This window comes from Paenibacillus sp. MB22_1 (genome assembly GCF_047200555.1).
In the GTDB taxonomy this organism is placed as follows: Bacteria; Bacillota; Bacilli; order Paenibacillales; family Paenibacillaceae; genus Fontibacillus; species Fontibacillus phoenicis.
This window is the reverse complement of sequence record NZ_JBLADV010000002.1, coordinates 2,423,265-2,447,559: the sequence shown is the minus strand read 5'-3', so window position 1 is coordinate 2,447,559 and position 24,295 is coordinate 2,423,265. Positions and strand designations below refer to the sequence as shown.

Genomic DNA, 24,295 nt, shown 5'->3' with positions numbered 1-24,295 from the left:
CCGCCCCCTGCGCATCAAAGCGCGGAGAGCGGGCGGTTAAGTTCAGTTGGGTTCAACACGGAGCAGATTACCGCGTGCAGGCGCGGTACGCGGTCGGCGAAATCCCGGCATGACTTTTAAACTGGCGGGAGAAATGCGCCAGCTGCATGCCCAACCGGTCGGCGATGTCCGCGATGCTGTCGTCCGTATAGGTCAACAGCCGTTTGGCCTCCTCCATCCGTTTGCGCTGCACGTAATGCATCGGGGTGACTCCCATGATTTTTTTAAAATAGGGAATAAAATAGTTCGGATGCAAATGCACCAGGTCGGCCAACGTCTCGATTTCGATCGGCTCGTGCAGATGCTCCTGGATATATCTCAACACGCCGTTCAGCTTGTTCCGTTCCGTAAACTGCATATAGTCCTTCAAATAATCGTGGTAGCCGCCTTCCTCCAGACAGCAGGCCAGCAGATTCAGCAGACAAGCCTGCATGCGTAACCCGGCAAAGGGTCCCCCGGACTGAAACTGACGGATCAGCTCCTCGAAGGTCGCTCGGACGTCCTCGGGATTGCCGGCATCGCTGATGTACAGCTTGCTCCTCGCATGAAACAGCGGCCATTCCCCCACCTGAGCGTCGAAATGGCAGAAATACCGGGTATAGGGATTTTCCGGATTCGTAAACGTCGTTTGACTGCTCCCCGCCGGCATGATCATCAGCTGACCCGGCCGGGGATAATACGTCTCCCCGTTGATGATGACCGCCCCTTCCCCCTCCGCGATAAAATACAGCCGATTAAAGCTGGGGGCCAGCTCCGTCCGGTTCCATCCGGGAAAGCCGCTTCTCAGCTGTGCATGCGTCACGGTGACGGTTAAGCTCTCGGGCAAACGCCCGGCAAGTTGGTCCATCTCATTCATCGGCTTCTTCACCCTTCCCTATGTCTCGCTGTAAACCTTTTCATACCGAAGGATTCTTATCCCATTGTATCAGTCTTATTTATCGAATACACCTTAATTTTGTGCAAAACCGTCTTAATTCGTGCCATTCTCAACCCTTCCGATTCAAGCTAAGCTAAGAGCGACAGGACTATATAGAAGCTGACAGGACGTTCATATCAATTATGGTACTACTTATATAGGAGGCAGGGAGCGATTATATGGACAAAGTACGTTTCGCCATCATCGGGATTGGCAATATGGGAACGTCACACGCATTAAACCTCAGCAGCGGCGAGATCCGGGGCGCGGAGCTGACCGCCGTATGCGACACGAACCCCGACCGCTTGAAGTGGGCGAAGGAGCATCTGCCGGAGACGGTGCTGACTTTTGATACCCCGGAAGCGTTGTTTGCTTCGGACGCGATGGATGCGGTGCTGGTCGCCACGCCGCACTATGATCATCCGACGCTGGCGATGCAAGCTTTTGAGAGCGGTTACCATGTGCTGGTAGAGAAGCCAGCCGGCGTGTTCACCAAAGCGGTTCGCGAGATGAATGAAGCGGCGGCGAAGTCCGGGAAGCAGTTCGGCATCATGTACAATCAGCGGACGAATCCGCTGTACGCCAAGCTGCGCGACCTTGTGTTGTCCGGGGAGCTGGGGAGGATCCGCCGCACGAATTGGATCATCACGAACTGGTACCGCTCGCAAAGCTACTACGACTCCGGCGGTTGGCGCGCCACTTGGGCCGGAGAAGGCGGCGGCGTGCTGCTGAACCAGGACCCGCACCAACTCGACCTATGGCAGTGGACGACCGGTATGATGCCCAAGCGGGTGCGCGCGTTTTGCCACTTTGGCAAATACCGCAACATCGAGGTCGAGGACGACGTGACCACCTACGTGGAATACGAAAACGGCGCCACCGGGCTGTTCGTCACCACGACTGGCGAAGCGCCGGGCACGAACCGTTTCGAGTTGACCGGCGACAACGGCAAAATCGTCGTGGAAGACGGCAAGCTCACGTTCTGGCGGCTGCGCGTGCCCGAGCCGAAGTTTAACGCGGAGTATACCGGTGGCTTTGGACAGCCGGAATGCTGGAGATGCGAAATCCCGGTGAGCGGCGGCGACGGCCCGCAGCATAAAGGGATTCTGCAAAACTTCACGAACGCGTTGCTGCACGGCGAGAAGCTGCTCGCCCCCGGCGAGGAAGGCATCCTCGGCCTGACGCTCTCCAACGCCATGCACCTGTCCGCCTGGACCGACGACTGGGTGGAACTGCCGCTGGACGAGGAGCTGTTCTATGCCAAGCTGCAGGAGAAGATCCGCACCTCCTCGTTCCGCAAGGAAGCCGACAGCGGCAAGGTGCTGGACGTGTCGGGTACGCATTAAAGCGGTGCGGGAGAGAGATGGGCGTGACGGGTGCGCAGTGAAGTGGCGCTAGAGCGTGCGATGGGACGTGGCTGGCACGCACTCTGCGGCACAGGAGCGCCATGAGACGTGGCCGGCACGCACTCTAGCGGCACAGGAGCGCCATGGGACGTGGCCGGCACGCGCTCTAGCGGCACAGGAGCGCCATGGGACGTGGCCGGCACGCACTCTAGCGGCGGGTGACCTGCCCACAGGCTGCCTTCCGAGCAAATAGCGGACTTTTTTTCCTCTATTTGCTCCAAATCAGCCCGTTGAGCCGAAATAAGGGTAAATTTGGGCCTTATTTTCCGGAAACACGCAAGTTTCGCCCGCTTCGCACGCTTCCCATTCAAAATAAGGACAAAAAAGTCCCTTATTTCTCCGTATCCGCTCAAACCTTGCAAAATAAGGCCATTTTTTACCTTTATTGAAAATTGAGCCGTTAGTCTAGCACACGAGTAAGCATTAAGGATTTCAAAGAGGAGCGATAGCCCATGAAATTGTCCGTATTTACCGTATCCACCCCGGATTTGACGCCGGAGGAGTTGGTGCAGGCCGCTCGCGAAGCCGGGCTCCACGGCGTGGAGTGGCGTTTCAAGGAAGTTCCCGCCGAAGTCGCTGGTGAAAAGCCATCGTACTGGCGCAACAATCTGTGCTCGATCGACCCGTCTTCCTCTGAAGAGCAGCTGCTCCGCTTCAAACGCATCACCGAAGCCGAAGGGCTTGAGGTCACCAGCATCACGCCTTATTTGAACTCGCTGGATCTGGAGGAAACGGAGCGCGTATTCTCCGTCGCCCGCCTGCTCGGCGCCAAAATGATCCGCGTCGGCGCGGCCGGATATGACGGCACCACCCCCTATCCTGAGCTGTACGACAAAACGGTGCGCTATCTGAAGGAAGCAGAGCGCCTGGCCAAGCAATACGGCGTCAAAGGGGTCGTGGAAACGCATCATCTGACGATCGCGCCCAGCGCCAGCCTGGCCCATCGGCTCGTCAGCCACTGCGATCCCGATCAGATCGGCGTCCTGTACGATCCGGGCAACATGGTGCACGAAGGGTATGAGCAATTCAAAATGGGACTTGAGCTGCTGGGCCCCTATCTCGCACATGTCCACGTCAAAAACGCCGCCTGGTCGCAGACCGGTACGCGCGAGGACGGCACCGCAGCCTGGCGCTGCGAGTGGTCGCCTCTGGCGGACGGCGTGATCGATTACAGCCGCCTGCTCCGGGACCTGAAATCCGTCGGCTACGACGGCTACCTGGGGATCGAGGATTTCAGCGGCCACTACGGCTCGAAAGAAATGCTCCGCCAATTTGCCGAGTTTATCCACGAAAGGATGTAAGGCGATACGATGGATGCACAACAACAGAACCCCTCTTTTCAAGCGAAGGACGGAATGAACTATGCGCCGAAGGGACGTCCCCATGCCGTCGTGAAACCCGGCGAATTTATATTTGCTGCGGTGCACCTCGACCACGGGCATATTTACGGCATGACCGGCGGCCTGGTCGAAGCCGGAGCGACCTTGAAGTGGGTGTATGATCCCGACCCGGCCAAAGTCCAGGCGTTCGTGGAGCAGTACCCGCAAGCCGCCCGGGCAGACAGCCTGGATCAAGTGCTCTCCGACCCCGAGGTGCGGCTCGTCGCTGCAGCGGCGGTGCCGTCGGAGCGCGGTCCGCTGGGGCTTAGGGTGATGGACGCCGGGAAGGATTATTTTACCGACAAGACGCCGTTCACCCGCCTGGACCAACTGGAAGCTGCGCGTCAGAAGGTACGCGAAACCGGACGCAAATATATGGTCTATTACAGCGAACGCCTGCACGTGGAATCCGCCGTGTATGCCGGTCAGCTCGTTCAGCAAGGGGCGATCGGGCGCGTGCTGCAGGTGACCGGGTTTGGTCCGCACCGGCTGAATGCGGGTTCGCGGCCGGAGTGGTTTTTTCAGAAGGAAAAATACGGCGGTATTCTCTGCGACATCGGCAGTCATCAAATCGAGCAGTTTCTGTTCTATACTGGGTGCAAGGATGCCCAAGTGCTGCACAGCAAGGTAGCCAACTATCATCATCCCGAATACCCCGAGCTGGAGGACTTCGGCGACGCGACGTTGGTTGGAGATAACGGGGCGACGCAATATTTCCGCGTGGACTGGTTTACGCCGGACGGACTCAGCACCTGGGGAGACGGACGGACGTTCATTTTGGGCACCGAAGGGTATATTGAGCTGCGCAAATACGTCGACCTCGCCCGGGATGCGGAGGGCGACCATGTCTACCTGGTGAATCAGGACGGGGAGCAGCATTTTGCCGTACGCGGGCAGGTGGGCTATCCGTTCTTTGGCGAGCTGATTCTGGATTGCCTGAACCGCACGGAAAACGCCATGACCCAGGAGCACGCCTTCAAAGCCGCAGAGCTGTGTCTAAAAGCTCAGCAGCAGGCACTTCGCGTCACCCCAACTTACTAGGACAGGAAGGGACCTTACGATGACGATGCAAGAACCGATCGGCGCGGCGATTATCGGCTGCGGAGCGATTTTTCCGCTGCATGCCGGGGCTGTGCAGCAACTGGACGGCGTGAAGCTGAAAGTGGTCGTCGACAGCGATGCCGCCAAGGCAGAGCAGGCCGCAGCGGCGTATTCCTGCGAAGCGGCCAGCGATTACCTGACCTTGCTGGATCGTGACGATATTCAAGTCGTCCACCTCTGTACGCCCCATCACCTGCATGCGGAGATGGCGACGCAGCTGCTCCGTGCCGGCAAACATGTGCTGACGGAAAAACCGCTCGCACATGACCTCAAAGCGGCGGAGAACCTGGTGGCAGAAGCTCGGCGCAGCGAGGCACAGCTGGGGGTTGTTTTTCAGAATCGGTATAACGACTCATCCCGAAAAATCCGCGAATTCCTGGAATCGAAAACGCTGGGCCGGCTCATCTGCCTGAAAGGCATCGTCACCTGGCACCGGGACGAAGCTTATTATACCGACAGCCCATGGCGGGGCCGCTGGTCGACGGAAGGCGGCGGCGTGCTGATCAATCAAGCGATCCATACGCTTGACCTGCTCCAATGGTTCGGCGGCGAAGTCCTCTCCGTCCAGGGGAGCGTCACTGCCGACGCCCTTGGCGACGTGATCGAGGTGGAGGATACGGCGCATGCCAGCCTCCGGTTTGCGGACGGCGTTCACGGGTTGTTTTACGCCACCAATGCGTACCTCACCAACACCCCAGTTGAACTGGAGCTGGTGTTTGAAGGCGGCACGCTGCGTCAGCGGGACGATTGCCTGTATTTGACCCGGGACGGTCAGGAAAGCCTGGTCTGCGAACCGCCGGCGAACCTTAACGACGCAGGACAAATCATCGGCAAATCCTACTGGGGCTCCAGCCATCAGTTGTTAATCGCCGACTTTTATGACCGCGTCCGAACAGGAACTCGCTTTGCGATTGACGGCGAAGAAGGCCTCAAAACGCTGCGGCTCATCGATGAGTTGTATCAATCCTCTCGGACGCGGAAATCCATATAAACACTAGATACTGAGAACCGGGAACTTACGACATAAACAAACGGAAAATGGAAAATCGTTGCGAAGCGAAGGACCGTTCCTTACGAGGGGCGGTCTTTCTTGTATCGGGGAACATACCAGAGGGGATGGCCGAGGTTACAGCCGTTTTCTCATCCTGGTGAGGATGGTAACCAGTACCGAGTTGAAGCCTATGGGTACTTTAGACCGCTCACGCTTTGACTTCTCCCGCTCCCTGCGCCGGATTTGCTCAGCCAGCAAACACCGGTCCAGCTCCTGGCGAAGATCCCGAATATACTGTTTGGCAACGTCCAAGTCGTTCAGATACATCGTGCTCCACCTCCTTTTCGTCATTAGTTAAAGATCTCCATAATTGGATAAACACTTCCTGCTTGATCCTTCCCTATCATAACGCCGCAGTTGCAGCCGCGTAAGGGTACAAAACACCTTAAGTTCTTTTTTCCTCCCTTCTTCCTCACAAAATAAAAGCGGCCACCTTTGTTTTATGCAAAGGGGTCGCTTTTGTTCACGGCGTTCCACACGCCAGCGGCTTTATAGATAAAAATGGCGAATCCAATCGGTAGAGTTGACGCTACGTTAGCTGACCAGGTGCCCGCCGGGAAATAGGCGGAGTTCTCTTCGCCCGCTGCCGCGCTTGCTCCAGCGTGCGGTAGCGGAACTCCAGCAAGGCTCGGCCGATCTCCGGCGTCGTAAAGGTAAAGAAGGGCAGCACGTACATTTCGGTATCCCAGAAATAATGCCCTTCGTACCCTTCGCCGGTGAGCCCCTTCGCGGCCATGCTGGTCATGCCGTCGCGTCCAGCCGACTGCAGCAGGCCAAACGCATTAAACCGCAGCCCCTGCTGGAGCGCGGGATCGCTGGCAATTTCCACGTCGGCGCGGCTCCAGAACGCGTCCAGGTAAGCGTGCTGCTCCTCAGCCAGCCCGTCAAAGCCGCGGCTTTCGGTCAAGCGCAGCACTTCTTCGCTTCGCATCCGCAGCTCTTCCTCCCGGGTATCCCGGGTCGTATGAACGCTAATGAATTTGCTCAGCGACAGGTCCGCCGAATGCTCATAAGGCTGCTCGTTCATCCTTTCACCGAGCCTCCCATCAGCCCTCTAACAAAGTACTTCTGCAGGAGGAAGAAGATCGCGAGCGGCATCAGCATCGAAATAAACGCGGCGGACGTCAGCAAATGCCAGTCGTTGCCTCTCGAACCCACGAGATCGGCGATTTTCATCGACATCACCTGTACGCTTGGCTGGTTGCCGATGAAGATCAGCGATACCAGGTAATCGTTCCAGACCCACAGGAACTGGAAGATACTGATCGAAGCGAGCGCCGGCACCGACAACGGCAGGATCAGCCGGGAGAAAATCGTAAAATGGCTCGCCCCATCGATAAAGGCCGACTCAAACAAATCCTTGGGCAGCTGGCTGATGAAGTTATACATAAAGTACGTGACGAGCGGCAAACCAAAGGCCGTATGCGCCAACCAGATCCCCAGATAGCTGCCGTTCAGACCCAGCGCCGTATAGTCCTTCAACACCGGGATGAGCGCAACCTGTAGCGGAATGACCAGCATCGCGATGATCACCACAAACAGCGTTTTGCGGCCAGGGAACCGCAGCCAGGCGAAGGCATAAGCGGCAAACGAAGCGATCAGCACCGGAATCACCGTTGCCGGAACGGCGATCGTTAGCGTGTTCCAGAACGCCTGAGACAACCCGGTCCCTTTCTGAATCGATTCGCTGCCATCGGCGAGCTTCAGCTTATATTCCTTACCGGACAGCACGTTCTTATAATTCTCCAGCGTCAGCGCCGGCTTGAACTCCCAGCCCTGCTCCTGGACGTGGATCGTGCGGGCCCGGCGATTTTCCCAGATCAGCCGCTGTCCGTCTTTTACTACCCCGGCTTTCAGCTCGTCGTCACTGTAGGTTTCTCCGTTCACTTCAATCGGTTCGCGCAGGTCGATATCCTTGGAGAGCTGAATCGTTTCCGCATTCGTCCATTCCCGGTGCGGGAACACGTTCCACCAACCGGTTTGCAAAATGTCTGCCGCCGGCCGGAAAGAAGAGATCAGCAGCCCCAGTGTCGGGATGAGCCACAATAAGCAGATGAGACCGAGAACGAGGTTAACTACCGTTTTGCCGCGTTTGCGTTTATGCAATTTCGTGCCCGCCATTAGAATCCCCCCTGCTTGCGGATCTGCCGCAGATTAAAGAAGATGACCGGCGTTACGGCAATCAGCAAGACGATCGCCAGCGTGGACCCGTACCCGAAATTACGGTACATGAAGAATTGCCGATAGAACTGCGTGGCCACCACTTCCGTCCCGTATTGTCCGCCAGTCATGACCATGACCACGTCGAAAATTTTGAGCGTAAACACAATGATCGTCGTCGTCACCGTCAGGATTGTCACCGAGATATACGGGATGATAATGCGGAAGAAGATTTTGATCTCACCGGCCCCGTCCACACGTGCCGCTTCCAAAATATCCTCTGGAACCCCTTTGATCGCCGCGGAGAAAATGACCATGGCGAACCCGGTTTGCATCCAGATCAGAATTAAGATCAGAAACAGGTTGTTCCACGGCTGCAGCATGCTGGTCCAGGCTTGCGCTTCACCGCCTAGAGCGGTGACGATGGCATTAAACAGACCGATTTGCTGGTCGCCGGGCTGATAATAATAAACAAACTTCCAGATGACGCCCGCCGCCACAAACGAGATCGCCATCGGCATAAAGATAATCGACTTGGCGATTTTCTCGTAGCTGCTGCGGTCGGCGAGGATGGCAATCAGCAGCCCAAGCGTGACGCAAGCAAGCGTGCCTAGGAACACCCACAGCAGGTTGTTGCGCAGCGCCGTTCCCATCAGCTTATCGGTGAAGATCGCCGCATAGTTGGCGAGCCCAACGAATTTCTCCGACGAGGCGTTAAAGAAGCTCAAGTACAACGTCCGTACGGCAGGCAGCACCAGCAGCCATCCCAGCAAAATCACGGCCGGACCGATGAAAATATACGGCAACACCTTCCGCCGCACCTGCTCCGGATACTGCTCCACCGCCCAGTTAAAGGTATAGAAAAGTAAGTACACGCCGAGTACGCCCCATAAAACGGCGAAGATCGCAGTCAGCAGCGGATTCAGCGTCGAGTCGCGGAAAAATCGGAAGATCAGGCCGTGTCCGGCGGCATTTGCGACCAGGACGATCAGGGTGAAGAGCACGGCCCTCAGGCTGACGATTCGCTTGGCCTCTGAACTCATCATGACCCCTCCTAAATGTTTTGTGAGCGTTACTTCCTGAACCGGTTGGATTGATGAAAAAGGAAGGGGCGTGTGTGCCGGAACCCACGTTTCGGCTCGCGCGCCCCTCCGCGGTGCTTTAGTTATCGTTTATGCCGCAGATCCAGAATCGGGCTTAGTTATTCCAGCCTTCCTGAATTTGCGCCAACGCTTCATCCAGTGTGGACGTACCGCTCACGTAGTCGGTCATGCCTTTCCAGAAGGTACCGGCACCTACTTTACCCGGCATCAGGTCAGAGCCGTCAAACCGCAGCGTGGTCGCATCCTGCACGAGCTGAGCCATACGACGATCGGCCTCAGAAGTATACCAGTCAAGCGAAGCATCGTTCATCGGAGCGATCACGCCGCCGGATTGTACCCACGATTTGATCGATTCGCCTGTCGTAAAGAATTCCATAACCGCACGAACTTCAGGACGATCGTTGAACATGGCATAGATATCGCCGGCTACCAGCACCGGTTTCCCATATTGCTCGTCGATCGGCGGCAGATAGAACCAGTCGTAGTCTTCGTCGATCTTCGCCGTTTCCGGGAAGAAGCTGGTGATAAAGTTCGCTTGACGATGCAGCCAAATCTTCGGCGGGTTGTCGAACATCGGTAACGCCGAATCCCCAAATGCTGTCGTTACGATCGATTTCGTTCCGCCATACACGTAATCCGGATTCATCCAGATTTCCGACATTACTTCAACAGCATGCTTCACTTCAGGGGAAGTGAACGGCAGTTCACCGCTAACCCATTTATCATAGTTTTCCGGCGAGGTCGTGCGGAGCATGATGTCTTCTACCCAGTCGGTAGCCGGCCAGCCTGTTGCCGCGCCGCTTTCGATACCGATCCCCCAAGCCGTGTCGCCGTCCTTGGCGATTTGCTCCGTCAGCGCCATCAGCTCATCCCAAGTTTGCGGAATGGTATAACCCGCTTCCTCAAATTGCTTCTTCGGATACCATACCAAGCTCTTTACGTTACTGCGGTTCCAAATGCCCGCCATAATTTTATTGCCGTCCTTATCTTCCATCGTCGCCATGTCAAGCCAGCTTTGGTTGTAGTTCGCCTTCAGCTTCTCCTGGTCGAGTATGTTGGTCAGATCGATGACCTTACCGGTCTTGGCAACGGCAGCCAGCAGACCCGGTTGCGGGAAGTCCGCGATGTCGGGGGCGTTGCCGCCGTCTACACGGACGTTAATGGTCGCTTCGAACTCTTTGGAGCCTTCGTATTGAATGTCGATGCCTGTTTTCTCCTCGAACTCTTTGATGCTGGTTTCGAATTTCACTTGGTCAGCATCTACGAACGGACCAAACATCGTAACTTTCGTCCCTTTATATTCACCTTTCAACGCCAACTCCAGCGGAGAGCCGGTGGAAGTGTCATTGGTTGCGGCGGTATCATTTGTGTTCTGTTCCGTGGTTCCCGTATTAGCCGGAGCCGCCGGTTCATTATTTGCCGCATTGTTCCCTCCGCCGCAGGCGCTGAGGAGAAGTGTGAACGATAACCCGCTAACGAGCAATAAGGAAGTCCATTTTGATCTTTTTTTCATTGACCCTACATCTCCTTCGATATGATTTAGGAACAACCATCTGTAGGTCAGACGACCTTTATTCGATTCCGGCGAATCACCTCCTTAATCAAGCTTTTCAGCAGCAGGCGACGATAAATATAGGCCTGTATCCGTTTTCAATTCGGTATAAGTGTATGACCTACCCAGCCGGAATGTTCCGCTTTTTTGAAAAGCTTTTCAGAATACGATTCAAATGGTTCGTGGTGAGTGTTGGAATGTGTGAGTTGTGTTACATTGCGTGTGTTGTGTTACGATGTGTGTTACGTTGTGTATGTTGTATTGCGATGTATGTGTTGTATTGCGATGTATGTGTTGTATTGCGTTGTGTGTGTTATTACTTGGCTACACCGTGGTTCTTTCCCGTGAGGATTCCCTTACGACCAGCTTGTGTTGGAGGATCTCTCTGGGCACCGCCACGCTCCCGGTCGTCAGCAGCTCATGCAGCTTCTCTGCAGCACGGTGGCCTAGATCATAGATGGGTTGGGATATCGTGGTCAGCTTAGGAATATACATGCTGGCCATGCGGTGGTTGTCAAAGCCGATGACGGACACCTGCCCCGGGACAAGAATGTGCCGATCCCGAAGATACGAAATCGTCCCCATGGCAAATTCGTCGGCAACGCAAAACACCGCGGTCAAATCAGGATGCTCGGTAAACAGCTCATGTGCCGCCTGATACGCATGCTCAAAATAGTGACTGGCAAATTTCACGTTTTCGATATTCGATGTCAGTCCGTATTCCTTCATGGCCCGAACAAACCCGGCGAATCGCGGCGGGCCTGAAATGGAATTGTCGTGATTGAAGCCAATCATACCGATTTGGCGATGACCAAGCTCGATCAGGTAAACGGCTGCGTCATAAGCTGCCGCCTCGTCGTCGACTTCGACGCACGGAATATCGTAGTCGTCCGAATGGGACGACACCATGACACAGGGGATGCGGCAACCAATCAGTTTCTCGTAATACTCCGGAAACATTTTGTCGCTCGCAAATACGATCCCGTCCACCTGCTTCTCATGAAACGTATCGATATACGACAACATCCGCTCCTTATCACGGTCCGTGTTGCAGATCATCAGGCTGTACCCCAGCTTGTTGCAGGCATCCTGCATTCCCCGGATCATTCCCGCGTAATACATGTTCTCAATATCGGGAATCAACAATCCTAAGGTAAAAGACTTCTTGTAAATCAGTCCGCGGGCGAACGCGTTCGGCTGGTAGTTCAGTTCCTGAATCGCCTCCAGCACGCGCTTTCGCTTGCTCTCCACCACCGTACCCGGCGCGTTCATGACGCGCGAGACCGTACTGATGGAGACCCCCGCCTTTTTAGCAACATCACGGATCGTTGGTTTGCTTTTGTTTTTGTTCATCGTTTGTATCCTCGATTTGAAAAGCTTTTCAATGCGATTATAACAAGGGATTTTTTCGATGACAAGATTTTTTTGAAGCGCTTACAATCCTAGGGGTGACCCTAGCCCGTCCGCCCCCTTTCTCACCTTTATCCCTTTGAGTCCGGCTACTCGTAAGCGCTCCCCCATTGGCATTTCCCTACCTAAGAAGTTCAAATGCAGCGTAAACGGACTGACTGGGGGCCAGACGATATACCTCGTTCTTGCTCTAACGGAACCAGATGACGCTAAAGTCCATTTCCCGCGAGATTTCCCGTTCTAACGGAACGTAAGGCCGTTATTGGACGTAAATCAACCTCGCTCTAGCCTATTCGAGCCAAATAACGTCATCTGATTCCGTTAAAAGTTCCGACCAGCTGCTTCCATGCGAAATAAGGGCTGTACGTTCCGTTAAATCCATTCATTAAACATAACTCAACTTAATTGCTGGCCGCACGCCATCCCTTGCCAGACTGACGTTGATAGCTGCGGATGCTGCATCCCGTACCGATAAAATGGGCGCGCGAAGGTAAATTGCCCTGCGTGCGCAGCCACCACCAGGAACAGCCCATCTTCTGACCGTTTCGCAGCACATAATTGACTTCCTCGCCCTTGTCATAGACATAAAGGCTGCAGCCGTCGGGCTTCTTCAATTTCGCATAATCCGTCCCTACGGCGGTCATCCAGTCCTTGCCAAGGCTTGCGGTGAATGCCTTCACCTCCGCTACACTCAGCAGAAACACGTTGTCCTCCGTATCGGGGCAGCCTTCCCCGTTATCTGTGCAATAAGCCGGCTCGATCAACGCTTGCTCTTCCGGGCTAAAGGCAGCAGCGAAAAACTCCTCGTTTAACCACTGCCGCAAATCGCAGTCGCGCCAGATGATGTCTACGGCATCCCGCCACGAAACATCCGCGCTTTTCCCGTGATAAAAGCTTGCAGTCCAAAATCTCTTCACTCAACAGAAACAACTCGTTGCCTGAATTTTGGAGAATCCGCCATACGATCGGCTGAACTGTTCCATCGGCGAAATGGGGATACGAGCCAAAGGTCATCTGTTCCCCCGGATGAATCGCATGATGGAGCGGCATAGAAGCAGGTTGATGGTTACCATCCATAAGACTCCCCTCCTCTTCTTCAGTCTATCTATTTTACAACAAGTTCCCAGGGGGGCCGCAACAACTAATCGATGAGACTTCTTCTTCGGCCAATAACAAGCGACCATAGGATCTAGTGATCTAGTAACTTACTGACTTAGCGATCTAGTGACAAAGTAACCAAGCATCAACTACATTGACACACATAGTAATATGTATTACATTGTTTCAAAAGAGGTGAACAAAGTGAACGACAGCGCCATCAGCCGGGATTTGATCCGCGGCCACATCGATACGATTATTCTTCGGGTGCTGCTGGAGGAGGGAGATAACTACGGGTATGAGATCATGAAATCCATCTCCTCCATTAGCCAAGGACGTTACGAATTGAAAGAGCCGTCGCTCTACACCAGCTTAAAGCGATTGGAGGCCCAGAAGCTGATCGAATCCTATTGGGGGGAAGATCGCAGTTTGGGCGGGCGGCGCAAATATTACCATGTCACCCCTGCGGGAGCCGAGGTTTACAAAGCCAATTTGGCGGCATGGAAATTTTCCCGCGAGATCATCGACGTTCTGATCGAGAAACAGGAGGGATCCCCATCATGAATTCGTTGCAAAACCACGTGGATCGTTTATTTGCCGGCTACCCGGCAACCGGACGAAACCGTGAGATGAAAGAGGAAATCATCGGTAATCTGGAAGCCAAAGTCGCCGATCTCATGGCTGGCGGAATGGATTACGAACAAGCCGTCCGAACGGCAACATCCAGCCTCACCCGCATCGACGGGCTGATCGACGAACACCCGCTGATCTATGTAAACCGCTATCGTTTGGAATGGATGCAAAAGATGCTGTTTTTAGCCATCATTCTGTGGATCTTCACTATTCCATTACGTTTGATCGAACGCACGCCGTTAAGTTTCTTCCTTCTGGGCTTCGTCCTGGTTCTTGGCCTCTTTTATCTCGTGCTGCATTTAACGTGGCGCGGCCAAGCGCTTGAAGTAACGGCTCCGCGACATATCGCGGCGGCCCGGCGGCGAAGCCGGATCGTGTGGCTGCTGTGGGGGCTGTTCATTCTTGTCACCCTGCTCGCGATTACGGCCCTCCGGTTCGGGAGCAATATCTGGTTTGGCTATCAAGTGAAGATCGGCGGTCCTTATCAGTTTGCGCTACTGGGCATCCAATACGCCAAGCCGTTTCTCACGATTGGGATTCCGCTGGCGTTCCAGCTGAGCGCTTCGTTGCTGACAAAACATGAAGTAGGTGATTGGGAAGCATGACGACGAGACAAACCTTCAAACGTTGGAACATCGGAATTTTCGCCCTGCTCCTTGCCGGATTCGTCTGCTTGGGCGTGGTGGAAGGCGTGGCGCTACCGCGCCAGGATAAGCAGGGGGCGCTCTACAACGAAGCGCAAAACAATCCGCTGACCCATGACATCACCCGTACGGCCTCTTTTGCGACACCTTACATGGGCAATGCTTCTAAAGTTTCGGGCCTCTTCCTTTCGCTCCCCCTGGGACCGATTCGTTCTTTTGCCCTTGATCCGGACGTGTTCACCGTGCAAGTGAATCTGGATTCTTCGGTGCCGATGGCGGATGTCGATCGCGATCGAGCGTATTTATACAGCGCCACGGCCGCTTTTGCTTATATCGATAACCTGGAGGCCGTGATTTTTAACGAAGGTTCGGCGGCCTACCGTGTAACGCGTGAAGAACTGCTAGACTGGTACGGCGTAGATCAGTTTTCGTCTTTAACCACCGACCATGTCGCTTGGCAAGCTGCGGTGCAAAACAAGCTGACAGATCGGGATTACGCGTGGCGAGCGTTCCAGGAGCTTTTCCATGAGACCGAGACTCTATCCGTTTAACGCTTCCTTCTCCCAACGCTTTTATCTGATAAAGCCCTTCTAAACACACTCATCTATAAGGGAAAATCGGATGCCGCATTCACAACCAGATCTCAAAAAAAATAAAAAGTCGATCAGGAGTGAACTTCCTGACCGACTTTCTGAGGTATACTCATTACTTCTCTTCCCGCCTCTTAATCATCTCCAGGAACTCGAGAATGATGTCGGAAACGGCGTCCTCTTCGGACATATGAATATACTTGCTTATATGCACAATATCGCCTTTAAACAGCTCGATTAACTTTAACGTCGCATCGGGATCGTTATCCCTTGCTTTTTGAAGCAAACTCAGGAACTCTTCATCATCCGGGATAACTCTTTGATCATCTTTCGTTTCCATTTGTTCACCCCTTGCTGACTCATATTCAACTCGCGGGCGACTTCCCCCTCCGTTTTGTCCTGTAAATAGATTTTGGAGATGATCGTTTTTCCCGTCGTAGAAGGAAGCGCATTGATCAGCTGTCTCACAACAATTTTGTTATCAGAAGATGAGGTGAAGCAGGTTACGGCCGGCTCGACTCCATTGAATGAACATTCCCGTTTTCTGACGACTCTCGCTCTGTATTGAACCCTCCATGCAATACGATAAACTTCTTTCCGATATTGCTCGTACACGGTATGTTGTTCCTTCAAAACTACCTCCCCCTTTCATTTTCATCTTCTATGTATAGGGAAATTTTCAAGGGGGTTATACAACCATAATTATATAAGTAGTAATGATTATAACATTTTTTCTAGAATTTGGTTGTACTAAGACGAACTTTTTTTCCCCATATAGTGAAGGGCCCAATAAAAAGTTCAAGGAGGTACCCATGATGCAGGTTGCAGATATTGTGTCGTTGGTTGCGAATGTTGGCTTTCCTGTCACACTTTGCTTCATCCTGATCAAATATGTGCTGCAAACCGTTGGCGATAAATTGGGCAACATCGAGGCTTCCTTGCAGGCTCTCTCCGAAGAAGTATAGCGGCTGGATGATATTCTGGGCGAAGATCGACAGACCTCAGGAGCCTCTAGCAGTAAAGAATCTAGGAAACTGTGAAAATCCTCAGGCCTAAGGTTGTACCGCAGTTGCGGGTAAAAACACCCCTATTTATATCTATGACGGGCCCGGCAAAGTTAGAACGTTTGATGTCATCACAAAAAGCCCCATGCTGCTCGCGATCCTTTTGGTTCAAGGTTCACGAAGCATGAGGCTTTTTGCGGGCTGGAAACGTTCAGGATTGTCCCTTACGATGATTGTAACCCTTGGTACAGGGCATCAAGCAGCCGGTGCGTCCGATCGCAGCCATACTCCCAGAACATCACACCGGCCAAATCTTGGGCCTTCACATAATCGCATTTGCAGCGAATCGACATTTCATCGTCATAGGAGATAAACGTTTGGCCGTCGAACAGATACGGCGCTTTCGCTTCCTCATCCCAGTAACGGACAAATCCATTGCGATCGATATACTCAGCGGCTAATTCCGTAAAATCTGGACCGTAGCCGCCCGATCCGGGGGACATTTGATACAACCCGCGGTTCACGTTCGGTACGTCCTTCCACATGCGCGAATAAAACGCTGCGCCGATGACGATTTTCTCCTTAGGCACCCCGGCCCGAACAAACAGGTTCACCGAGGCGTCAACGCTGATGCGGAAGAGGTCCCCGGTTCCGGTGTACAGGTTGGTGTGATGCCCGGTCAACGTCTGGAAGCCGCCGCGCATGTCGTACGTCATCAGCTGGACGAAATCAAGGTAACGCTGGACCTCAGCCATCTCCGTACCGTCAATGTAATATTGGTCCGCCCCAGCGGCGATTGTCAGCCCATAATGGCGGCCATCCCGTTCGCCTTGCCGATCCAGCGCCTCTCTCATCGTCCGCAGCAGCAGCGTGAAATTCGCCTTGTCGTCCGGGCTGGCAGCAATCCCCGCCTCGGCATAGCAGGGATACTCCCAATCCAGGTCGACCCCGTCAAGCGCATATTCCGTGACGGCGCGGACCGCCGACTCGGCCATTGCCTGCCGCCCGGCTTCCGTTGAAGCGGCCTCCGAGAAGCCGCCGGCGCTCCAGCCGCCTACGGACAGCAGGACCGTCAAGTCAGGATTCTCCCGTTTGAGTTCGGGCAGCAGGCCCAAGTTTTGCAAATGTCCCGTTTGAATCCGGTCCTCTCGCACATGGCCAAAGGCGATATTGATATGGGTCAGCTTCTTCAGCTCTTCCTTCGTCAGTTCAGGGAGGTGGCGGTCGCTAACGTATCCCGCCACCACATAGTTCCGGCTCATTTGGTGCTCCTCCCTTTGCTTGCGCGGCTACTCGCGCAAACCTGAGTTGTCGTCGTACACAGTTACAAATCGCTTAAAATTTGAAGTGCTTCCTTGCCGCTTCCCGGCTTATAACCCGATTGCACGTAACGGACGTTCCCTTCTGGGTCCAGGACAAATAGGTGCGGGAACCCTCCGCTCCCTAACCGGATGCCGGCATCCGTGAACCGGCGCAGCGCCCTGTGACCGGGATCGCCGGCAAACACCGCGCGATTCGGCAATCCTGCAGCAGCTTCAGGGATGGCAGGAGCCGGTGAGTCCTCCTCACGCCCAAGGACAAAAACAACCGGGATTCCCAAAGCGTCAAACGTTTCCGCGAGTTCTCCTGTTTCACGCAGCAGATGCTTCGATGGCTCCCGCTCCGGCTCCAACCAAGCGATCATGGCGCCGCGCGGACCTTGGCACAGCGCCCCCAGCGTTGTCTCTGTCCCGTCGTCTTGCCACAGCGGCGTCTTAAGATCAGGTGTCCCGTATACCGGGATATGCCGTGAAGGAGATGGGAAGGTCAGCGTGACCTCAGTTTGCTCCTGCTCCGCCACCCGGAAGTACGTCAGCCGTCCCAGCACAGTGCCGTCCTTCAGCCGCACGCCCGAGGTAATCCGGTAATCCCCCGGCTCAACCTCAAACGTCGTATCGTACACATCGGTTTTGCCGTGCGGGTATAGCAGCGTTTTATAAAACCCATTTTCCAGCCGGGCGATGGTGAAGTTCTCCATATAAGAGGCGGTTGGTGCGTCGGTTCCGCCATCGGCATCGCGGCGAAGCAGTAACTGTCCGGTGCGGACCTCAGCTTCCTCCTGTCCTTCTCCGGCGCTTCCGATTGCCGCATCCACCCAGGCACCAGCCGCGTAATACTGCGGCTTCAGCTCGCTTGGATGCAGCCTTGCCGGAATGCCAAGGCTCCGGCATAACGCGACGAACAGAATGTCCAACGCCCCTTGATCCGCAATTCGCAGCTGGAATGTGCCCAGCGGTCCGGCTTTACCGCGCAGATTCCCCGGTCCCGCATGCACCTTCCAACCTTCATTCAGGAACTCAGCCATCCGGGATGGGTCGGCTTGATAGGATTCGATCTCCGCTTCGGTAAATTGAGCCTGCAGCGCCTTCCGATAAGGAGTAATCATCTCAAACAACACGCGCGGGCACATCACGTACGTCACGAACAGCTCCTGGTCGTACGAATCCTTCCACGGCAACGATCCGGTTAAATGGTCTTCCAGCGTCTCGCGCATCGTATCGGTCAAATCTTTCTCACGCAAGCTTTCGAGCAGAAGGAGCGGCCATACGCCATGTTCCGGGACTTGCTCTTCTAGGAAAGCGGCGATTTCCCGACTGTTGCCGCGGGCGGGCTCAAGCACTTTCCACACCCGATCCGCCGGCAGTTTAAGCTGGGCAGCAAGTTGCTTGGCATCCTCCTCGGTTAAGAACGTCTCCTCGTAAGCCCGGCGCAAGGCAGCCCCTTCGGCCACACGTTCTTCATGCCACTGCAACTGCTCCGCAGGGAGCGGTTCGGACTCCGGACCGTCCAGCTCCGGCGGAGGCACCAGCTCGAAATCCTCGCTGTCAACCGGCTGCTCTCCAACCGCTTTGCTTAATACGACCTCGAACCGGTCGCCGTCCGCGATTCGGATCTTCCGCTGCCCCCAAGCCCCGTCACGCACGGCCCGAACGATCAGATCCCCGTAACCGGTCGTGAACCGAACTTCGCCATGCTCATCCGTGATCAGCTCAGCCAGCGGGAAGAGCTCGGCATAGTTGTACAGTTGGAACTGCACCTTAGCCCCAACCGCCGGCGTGCCGTCCGTCTCCCGCACCTCCACGGCGATGGTCCGGGTTGGCGCGTAATTCGCCAGCAGGTTCAGCTCGGCATACGGGCCGCTCTTGACGGTAATTTCCTCCGGCCCGGTATAGGTGGCCGGGACGCGGGTATGCACCAGCATCGCCCGTCGTGCCGGACCGCTGAACCAACCTTGGTCCAGACGCGCCTCCGGCTCGCAAGCGCCGATATAATGCCATTTGCCGTCTGCCCAAGCCTCGACCCAAGCGTGATTATCGTCGCAGTGCGCCCAACGCGGCGTGTAGCACTGCCGCGCCGGAATGCCGATGCTGCGCAGCGCCGCAACCGCCAGCGTGGACTCCTCGCCGCAGCGCCCGCGCGCGTTGCGAATCATACCGATCGGCGACAGCGTGCGCAAGTCGCTGCCGATGTAGGTGGCTTTTTCATGGCACCAGTAATTCGCCTCGAGAATCGCCTCCGCCATCGATAAGCCCGCCGTCCGCGGCCCCAACTCCGCATAAATGACCTCACGGAAATCCTCGAGGTTCTCGGTGTTCACCCTGGCCGGCAGCACAAAATGCAAGAACAGGTAGTCCGGCACCCGGGCGCCCCAAGGTACCTGCTTACGGATGGCAAGCGCCTGACGAACATGGGTCAAGAAAAACGTGCCGTCATAATCGGCCAGATCATTTAGCGGCATATGCACATATAGAAATTTTAAAGCCCACGCCTCTTCGGCAGTTAAAGGGCCGTCAAAAACGTCAAACAATTCCTTCTCCCGGCCCTGTGCCAGCTTTCGGATGTCCGCAAACTTGCGTTCAATCTGCTCCAGCTCCTGTTCACTTAACGAAAACACCGGCGTCTCCACGCTCATCAACGCTCACTCCTTCCACAGTTTTCCGTCTTCCCGGATATAATAGATTCCCTTGCCGTCCGAAGCTGGCGCGGAAATCTCAAATCTTCTTCTCGCGGCCTCGACCGTCGGATGAATGCGTAGCGGATCCCTTTCTTCCGCGCTGACGAGCTCCGTAAGCTCCGCCGTAAATCGGCCATGACGGGCATAATAGTTCCGCTGGCGATAATACAGTCGGCGCAGCTCCCATTTGATATATTCGTCCTGCGGCAACGGGAACCCGGCAGACCCGCCGCTGATATCGGCCCCCTCGTCCGCAAAGACCACATAACCCCACAGCTCGGGGTAATGCATGTTGATGATGCCTTGCGGCGACCATACCCAGTTGTCCTCGGGATAAGGCTTGCCGGTCTCAGGGTTGATTTGCTTGACGTATCTGCCGTCTTGCACCTCAACCCGCCATTCTACCCGGGAAAAATTCACCCGCCAGAACTCCCCCGGCACCGGCGGACGTCCCTCCGGCGCGCATTCGCGCAGCGCCGCCCATGGGAGGGCCACCTCCACGCTCCACCGTCGGTTTTGGGCCGTTGGATCGTTTAGCCTCCCATCGATATATACCGCGGTGCGCAGCCCGTTAATATCCCAGCCATTCACCGGCGGCCCGCCGTCCCGATACGGCTTGACCAACAGCAAATCCCAAACCGTATTCAGGGCGTTGATTTCAAATTCATAGTACAGATGGCTGTCGCCATCAGGATCGATAAAAATTTCAAAGTCGTTGTCATGGAAAATCACCGAATCCCGTTCGGTCAGCGTCGCCCAAATTTCGTCCTCTTCCATTTCGGCCGCCACGTAGAAATATTCGTCATCCCACAGCATTTTGGCCCGCGTTCGTTTGCTTGGCTTAGGGCGTATATCGCCTTCGATATCCACGAAGTCATCGGTCCATGCTGCAGCATCCCAGAACGGCTTGTCGATCCGTCCGTCCAGGACAAGCGGCCCGGCGGCCCGCTTGCAGACATAGGTTTTGGGCGCATATTCGATTGAAGGTTCAGGCACCTCGCTGTAATTCACCGTTGTTCTCTCTCCCTTCCTGACTTAAGTAAAGACTGCCTAGCGGATGCGCAGCACGATCGCGATCGGCGTCTCCCCTTGCCGCGCGGCGTCGGGCAGGCGCACCGCCACCCCGTCTTCGGAAGACGGTCGGAAGTCCAAGGCTTCGGCGCCGCCGACCAGGTCGATCCGGATGATGCCGGAAGCGGATAGCGGCAGAAGCACTTCCTCCGGAATTGCCTCGGCGTCCTCTTGCACCAGCATCAAGGCGTATCTTGTCTCTCCCTTGCGGGTGAAGTAAATGTTCCCGGAAGCATACGGCTCGCAGATTCGTGTCCCGTAGATCGCTTCCCCGTACACCTTCAGCCACTCGCCTAACCCTTTCATCCGCTCCAACGCCGGCTTGGGCAGCCTCCCGTCCGGCTGCGGCCCGACGTTTAACGCAAGATTGCCGCCTTTGGCGACGATTTCGACGAGCAGATGCACCAGCTCGCGGACGGACTTATAGCTGTCGTTATAGCTGAACGAGAACGAATGCCCCATGGTGATGCAGCTCTCCCAAGGGACGGTGAGCGGCCGCTCCGGCACAGTTTGCTCGGGGGTGATCAGGTTCTCGTACGGCCCGCCGACCGTCCGGTCCGCGGTCAACAACCAAGGTTGGATTTGCCGCGCCTTCTCCACCACTTCGCCGAGACGAATGTCCTGACCGCGGCGGGCATTCACCCACCCGGCGTCCAGCCACAGCATATCGATGCGGCCATACCGCGTCATCAGCTCCATGATTTGCGCATGGGTAAACTGAACAAACTGCTCCCACAGCCAAGGGTACTGCTTCGGATCGTACGAAGGTCCGCGCCACATTCTGCGGCCCCGTTCCATGCCCGGCGCCCAGTAATACGGCGTATGCCAGTCCGCTTTGGAGAAATAGGCGGAGATCGCCAATCCTTCGGCGCGGAACGCATCGAACAGCACCCGGCAAATATCCGCATAACGGTGCATATGGAACGGACAATCCGGCCCGGTGATCCGGTAGTTGGTGGTATGGGTATCCCACATACAAAATCCGTCATGATGCTTGGTCGTAAACGTTAAATACTTGAACCCGCCATCAGCTGCAGCTTTCGCCCATAATTCGGGCTGGAAGCGGATCGGATGAAACGTACGATTCAAATCAAAATATTCCTGCTTAAACTGTTCCATGTCATCGATCCAGTCAATGTCGTTCCGGGACCAGTCCCCGTCCTCATCGCTCAGCGCCCAGGACTCCACCAGGCCAAGCTGGGAGTATGGCCCCCAGTGCATCATCAGGCCCAGCTTCTGATCCTGGAACCATTCCAGCCGCTCGAGGATGAACGGATCTTCCGGTTTCACCCAGTTCCGTTCACTGCTGTAATTGTGCACGCCTTGCTCCACTGCCGGTTCAGCTGCAAAAGGCGCCTCGGAGGGCGCCTTCTGCGGCTCGGCCGACGGCTCCTGATACGCGATTTCCTTCTCGCTCATGGATGCCTCCTTATCTCGGTCCGATAGATTTATTTGTTCGTATTAGCTACCTTAGCTGCCTTAGCTGCCTTGATTCCAACGGTCATAAGCGGCTTGGTATACTTCGGCAATGCGATCGCTGCCCATTTTCTTCAGCTGGCTGACATATTTATCCCAGTTATCAAGCGATTCCTGGCCGGTAACGAACTTCGCTTCCATTTGCGTCACATACGTATTCAGGTCAGACAGCAACGCAGACACCTCGGATTGCTCATCGGTCGTCAGGAAGGCGTTCGGGAACGGCGGTTTGCCGATCGGAGCCAGCTTCTCTTGGGTTTGCTGTTCAATCCATTCGTCAAATTCTGTCTTCAAGCCGTTCGTCAATTCGCTCAGGTTGACCCCCGGCGTCAAAATACCGTAGTTTGGTGTAATCGTTCCGCGATACTCCTCACGGTCTTTGCCATCCGGCACCGGCAGCCATTCCTTCACTTTGTTCTCTTTGTCCTTGTACTGCCACAACAGTCCTTCCGGACCTTGCGTCCACAAGGTTGCGCCTTCATAGCTGTATTGATAATCGATCCAACGCATCGTCGCTGCCGGATTCGGGTTGCTCTTCGTAATGGCGAAGGTCCCGTTGGCCGACATGCCCGGATGCTTGCCGTAAACCGGCGTACCGGCAATTTCACTCGCTACCGGCGTCATCAGCGGATGCTCATCACTTGGTTCCCCGCCGAGCGTGAAATAGGGATGATAATCGCTGAACAAGGCGATTTGGTTATTTTTCCCTTTTGCCTTCTTCTGGTCATCGGTTTGCGAGAACGTCTCGTGATCCAGCAACTCTTCCTTCCACAGGCGGTTCATAAAGGTCAAATACCCTTTATAACCTTCTTCTTGCGGCGCATAATGCACTTTGCCGTCCTTATCGGCATAGATGGTCGTGTCATACATCCCCCAGAACCCGAAGAAGAACATCCGCAGATCGTCCAGCTTCACGGACGAGAGCGGGATTTCGTCGGCTTTGCCGTTCCCGTTCGGATCCTCTTCCTTCACCCGTTTCAGATAGGTGTAGAGCTCTTCCGTGGTCTTTGGCTCTTCGGCGTTTAACGCCTTCAAGAACTTGCCGTTATACCACATCGGACCGCGATACCATACCGCTGCGGTATCGATGAACGGCAGGGCATAAATATGCCCATCCGTCGTCGTGATGTTCTTACGAATATCTGGGTTCTCGTCGAGGATCTTCTTCAAGTTAGGAGCGTAGTTGTCAATCAGATCCTCCAGAGGAATCAGAATCCCTTGGCTGCCATAGGTGACTTGCTCAGCAGGGGTAATGTCCGCTGCGTACAGCGCATCTGGCAGGTCACCGCTGGCGAACACCAGGTTTTTCTTCGTACTGAAGCTATCGATAGGAGCCGTTTGGAACTCCACTTTGATCCCCGACAGCTTCTCCATCTCTTGGACTACGGGCATCGTGCTCCAATCAGCCATCCCGGCATCGGGCGCAAAAATCGTCAGCGTAAGCGGCTCATCGACGATGGGGAATCCCTCTTTCTTAACGCCCTTCACTTCACCAGCTTGTTCGGAATTGGATGCGTTCGTTCCCGAATTCGCCCCATTTCCCGCCGTGTTGCCCGAATTGCCGGACGAACCGCAGGCTGCCAGCAACGAGGCCAGCAGGAGCAAGCTTAAGGCTAATGCTCCCCGTCTTTTCAGCTTCTGCATGAATGAATCCTCCTTTTGAATATT

The 24,295-nt window shown here is 55.2% G+C and carries 23 protein-coding genes; 8 read left to right on the top strand and 15 right to left on the bottom strand.

What is annotated here, in order from left to right; translation table 11 throughout:
- Window positions 1–67 precede the first annotated feature (67 nt).
- Window positions 68–895 (bottom strand): AraC family transcriptional regulator, encoded by an 828-nt coding sequence (locus tag ACL02P_RS22925; RefSeq protein WP_260069783.1) that lies wholly within the window; start codon window positions 893–895, stop codon window positions 68–70.
- Window positions 896–1,134: 239 nt separating this feature from the next.
- Here ACL02P_RS22925 and ACL02P_RS22920 point away from each other — a divergent pair, with 239 nt between their 5' ends.
- From ACL02P_RS22920 to ACL02P_RS22905, 4 genes are all read left to right on the top strand, one after another.
- The gene (locus tag ACL02P_RS22920; protein WP_412838153.1) at window positions 1,135–2,301 is read left to right on the top strand and encodes a Gfo/Idh/MocA family protein; all 1,167 of its coding nucleotides are present in this window, start codon (window positions 1,135–1,137) and stop codon (window positions 2,299–2,301) included.
- 512 nt (window positions 2,302–2,813) lie between these two features.
- Window positions 2,814–3,662 carry a sugar phosphate isomerase/epimerase family protein gene (locus ACL02P_RS22915; protein ID WP_412838152.1) on the top strand — a complete coding sequence of 283 codons (849 nt, stop codon included), beginning with the start codon at window positions 2,814–2,816 and terminating at the stop codon, window positions 3,660–3,662.
- A gap of 9 nt (window positions 3,663–3,671) precedes the next feature.
- Window positions 3,672–4,781, top strand: a complete 1,110-nt coding sequence (locus ACL02P_RS22910; protein ID WP_260069780.1) for a Gfo/Idh/MocA family protein — start codon at window positions 3,672–3,674, stop codon at window positions 4,779–4,781.
- A 19-nt stretch (window positions 4,782–4,800) separates the two neighbouring features.
- Window positions 4,801–5,832, top strand: coding sequence for a Gfo/Idh/MocA family protein (locus ACL02P_RS22905; RefSeq protein WP_412838151.1), 1,032 nt, complete (start codon window positions 4,801–4,803; stop codon window positions 5,830–5,832).
- Between the two features lie 135 nt (window positions 5,833–5,967).
- Here the strand turns inward: ACL02P_RS22905 and ACL02P_RS22900 are convergent, their stop codons facing one another.
- The 7 genes from ACL02P_RS22900 to ACL02P_RS22870 all read right to left on the bottom strand — a co-directional run bounded on the left by ACL02P_RS22900 (window position 5,968) and on the right by ACL02P_RS22870 (window position 13,034).
- Entirely contained in the window at window positions 5,968–6,159 is a 192-nt protein-coding gene (locus ACL02P_RS22900) for a hypothetical protein (protein ID WP_036644918.1), read from the bottom strand.
- A gap of 262 nt (window positions 6,160–6,421) precedes the next feature.
- On the bottom strand, window positions 6,422–6,919 hold the full coding sequence (locus tag ACL02P_RS22895; protein ID WP_412838150.1) for a hypothetical protein: 498 nt from the start codon (window positions 6,917–6,919) through the stop codon (window positions 6,422–6,424).
- Window positions 6,916–8,013, bottom strand: coding sequence for a carbohydrate ABC transporter permease (locus ACL02P_RS22890; protein WP_260069777.1), 1,098 nt, complete (start codon window positions 8,011–8,013; stop codon window positions 6,916–6,918). The genes ACL02P_RS22895 and ACL02P_RS22890 overlap by 4 nt, the downstream gene beginning before the upstream one ends.
- Window positions 8,013–9,098, bottom strand: a complete 1,086-nt coding sequence (locus tag ACL02P_RS22885; protein WP_407673853.1) for a carbohydrate ABC transporter permease — start codon at window positions 9,096–9,098, stop codon at window positions 8,013–8,015. Before ACL02P_RS22885 ends, ACL02P_RS22890 begins: the two co-directional genes overlap by 1 nt.
- A gap of 151 nt (window positions 9,099–9,249) precedes the next feature.
- Window positions 9,250–10,668: an ABC transporter substrate-binding protein gene (locus ACL02P_RS22880; RefSeq protein ID WP_260069775.1), complete on the bottom strand. Its 1,419-nt coding sequence runs from the start codon at window positions 10,666–10,668 to the stop codon at window positions 9,250–9,252.
- A 363-nt stretch (window positions 10,669–11,031) separates the two neighbouring features.
- Window positions 11,032–12,060 (bottom strand): LacI family DNA-binding transcriptional regulator, encoded by a 1,029-nt coding sequence (locus ACL02P_RS22875; protein ID WP_323075868.1) that lies wholly within the window; start codon window positions 12,058–12,060, stop codon window positions 11,032–11,034.
- Window positions 12,061–12,518: 458 nt separating this feature from the next.
- Complete coding sequence (locus ACL02P_RS22870; protein ID WP_412838149.1) at window positions 12,519–13,034, bottom strand: DUF6273 domain-containing protein; 516 nt, start codon at window positions 13,032–13,034, stop codon at window positions 12,519–12,521.
- A gap of 385 nt (window positions 13,035–13,419) precedes the next feature.
- Between ACL02P_RS22870 and ACL02P_RS22865 the strand changes: the two genes are divergently transcribed.
- Genes ACL02P_RS22865 through ACL02P_RS22855 form a run of 3 tightly spaced genes read left to right on the top strand, consistent with a single transcriptional unit; the run spans window position 13,420 to window position 15,043 of the window.
- Entirely contained in the window at window positions 13,420–13,779 is a 360-nt protein-coding gene (locus tag ACL02P_RS22865; protein ID WP_036644910.1) for a PadR family transcriptional regulator, read from the top strand.
- Window positions 13,776–14,453 carry a permease prefix domain 1-containing protein gene (locus tag ACL02P_RS22860; RefSeq protein WP_036644908.1) on the top strand — a complete coding sequence of 226 codons (678 nt, stop codon included), beginning with the start codon at window positions 13,776–13,778 and terminating at the stop codon, window positions 14,451–14,453. Before ACL02P_RS22865 ends, ACL02P_RS22860 begins: the two co-directional genes overlap by 4 nt.
- Complete coding sequence (locus ACL02P_RS22855) at window positions 14,450–15,043, top strand: DUF4825 domain-containing protein (RefSeq protein WP_412838148.1); 594 nt, start codon at window positions 14,450–14,452, stop codon at window positions 15,041–15,043. Before ACL02P_RS22860 ends, ACL02P_RS22855 begins: the two co-directional genes overlap by 4 nt.
- 154 nt (window positions 15,044–15,197) lie before the next feature.
- Here ACL02P_RS22855 and ACL02P_RS22850 read toward each other — a convergent pair whose 3' ends face one another.
- Complete coding sequence (locus tag ACL02P_RS22850) at window positions 15,198–15,368, bottom strand: hypothetical protein (protein ID WP_412838147.1); 171 nt, start codon at window positions 15,366–15,368, stop codon at window positions 15,198–15,200.
- A 2-nt stretch (window positions 15,369–15,370) separates the two neighbouring features.
- Window positions 15,371–15,715 carry a DUF1492 domain-containing protein gene (locus ACL02P_RS22845; RefSeq protein ID WP_009224658.1) on the bottom strand — a complete coding sequence of 115 codons (345 nt, stop codon included), beginning with the start codon at window positions 15,713–15,715 and terminating at the stop codon, window positions 15,371–15,373.
- 179 nt (window positions 15,716–15,894) lie between these two features.
- Here ACL02P_RS22845 and ACL02P_RS22840 point away from each other — a divergent pair, with 179 nt between their 5' ends.
- Window positions 15,895–16,047, top strand: coding sequence for a hypothetical protein (locus tag ACL02P_RS22840; protein WP_412838146.1), 153 nt, complete (start codon window positions 15,895–15,897; stop codon window positions 16,045–16,047).
- A gap of 263 nt (window positions 16,048–16,310) precedes the next feature.
- On the opposite strand, the gene ACL02P_RS22835 is transcribed toward ACL02P_RS22840, so the two are convergent.
- The 5 genes from ACL02P_RS22835 to ACL02P_RS22815 form a co-directional block, all read right to left on the bottom strand.
- Window positions 16,311–17,348 (bottom strand): glycoside hydrolase family 18 protein, encoded by a 1,038-nt coding sequence (locus tag ACL02P_RS22835; protein ID WP_412838145.1) that lies wholly within the window; start codon window positions 17,346–17,348, stop codon window positions 16,311–16,313.
- 62 nt (window positions 17,349–17,410) lie between these two features.
- Entirely contained in the window at window positions 17,411–20,038 is a 2,628-nt protein-coding gene (locus ACL02P_RS22830) for a transglutaminase domain-containing protein (RefSeq protein WP_412838144.1), read from the bottom strand.
- Window positions 20,039–20,044: 6 nt separating this feature from the next.
- On the bottom strand, window positions 20,045–21,091 hold the full coding sequence (locus tag ACL02P_RS22825; protein WP_412838143.1) for a carbohydrate-binding family 9-like protein: 1,047 nt from the start codon (window positions 21,089–21,091) through the stop codon (window positions 20,045–20,047).
- 39 nt (window positions 21,092–21,130) lie between these two features.
- Window positions 21,131–22,570, bottom strand: coding sequence for an alpha-L-fucosidase (locus ACL02P_RS22820; RefSeq protein WP_412838142.1), 1,440 nt, complete (start codon window positions 22,568–22,570; stop codon window positions 21,131–21,133).
- Window positions 22,571–22,630: 60 nt separating this feature from the next.
- Window positions 22,631–24,271, bottom strand: coding sequence for an extracellular solute-binding protein (locus ACL02P_RS22815; RefSeq protein ID WP_412838141.1), 1,641 nt, complete (start codon window positions 24,269–24,271; stop codon window positions 22,631–22,633).
- Window positions 24,272–24,295: the final 24 nt, after the last annotated feature.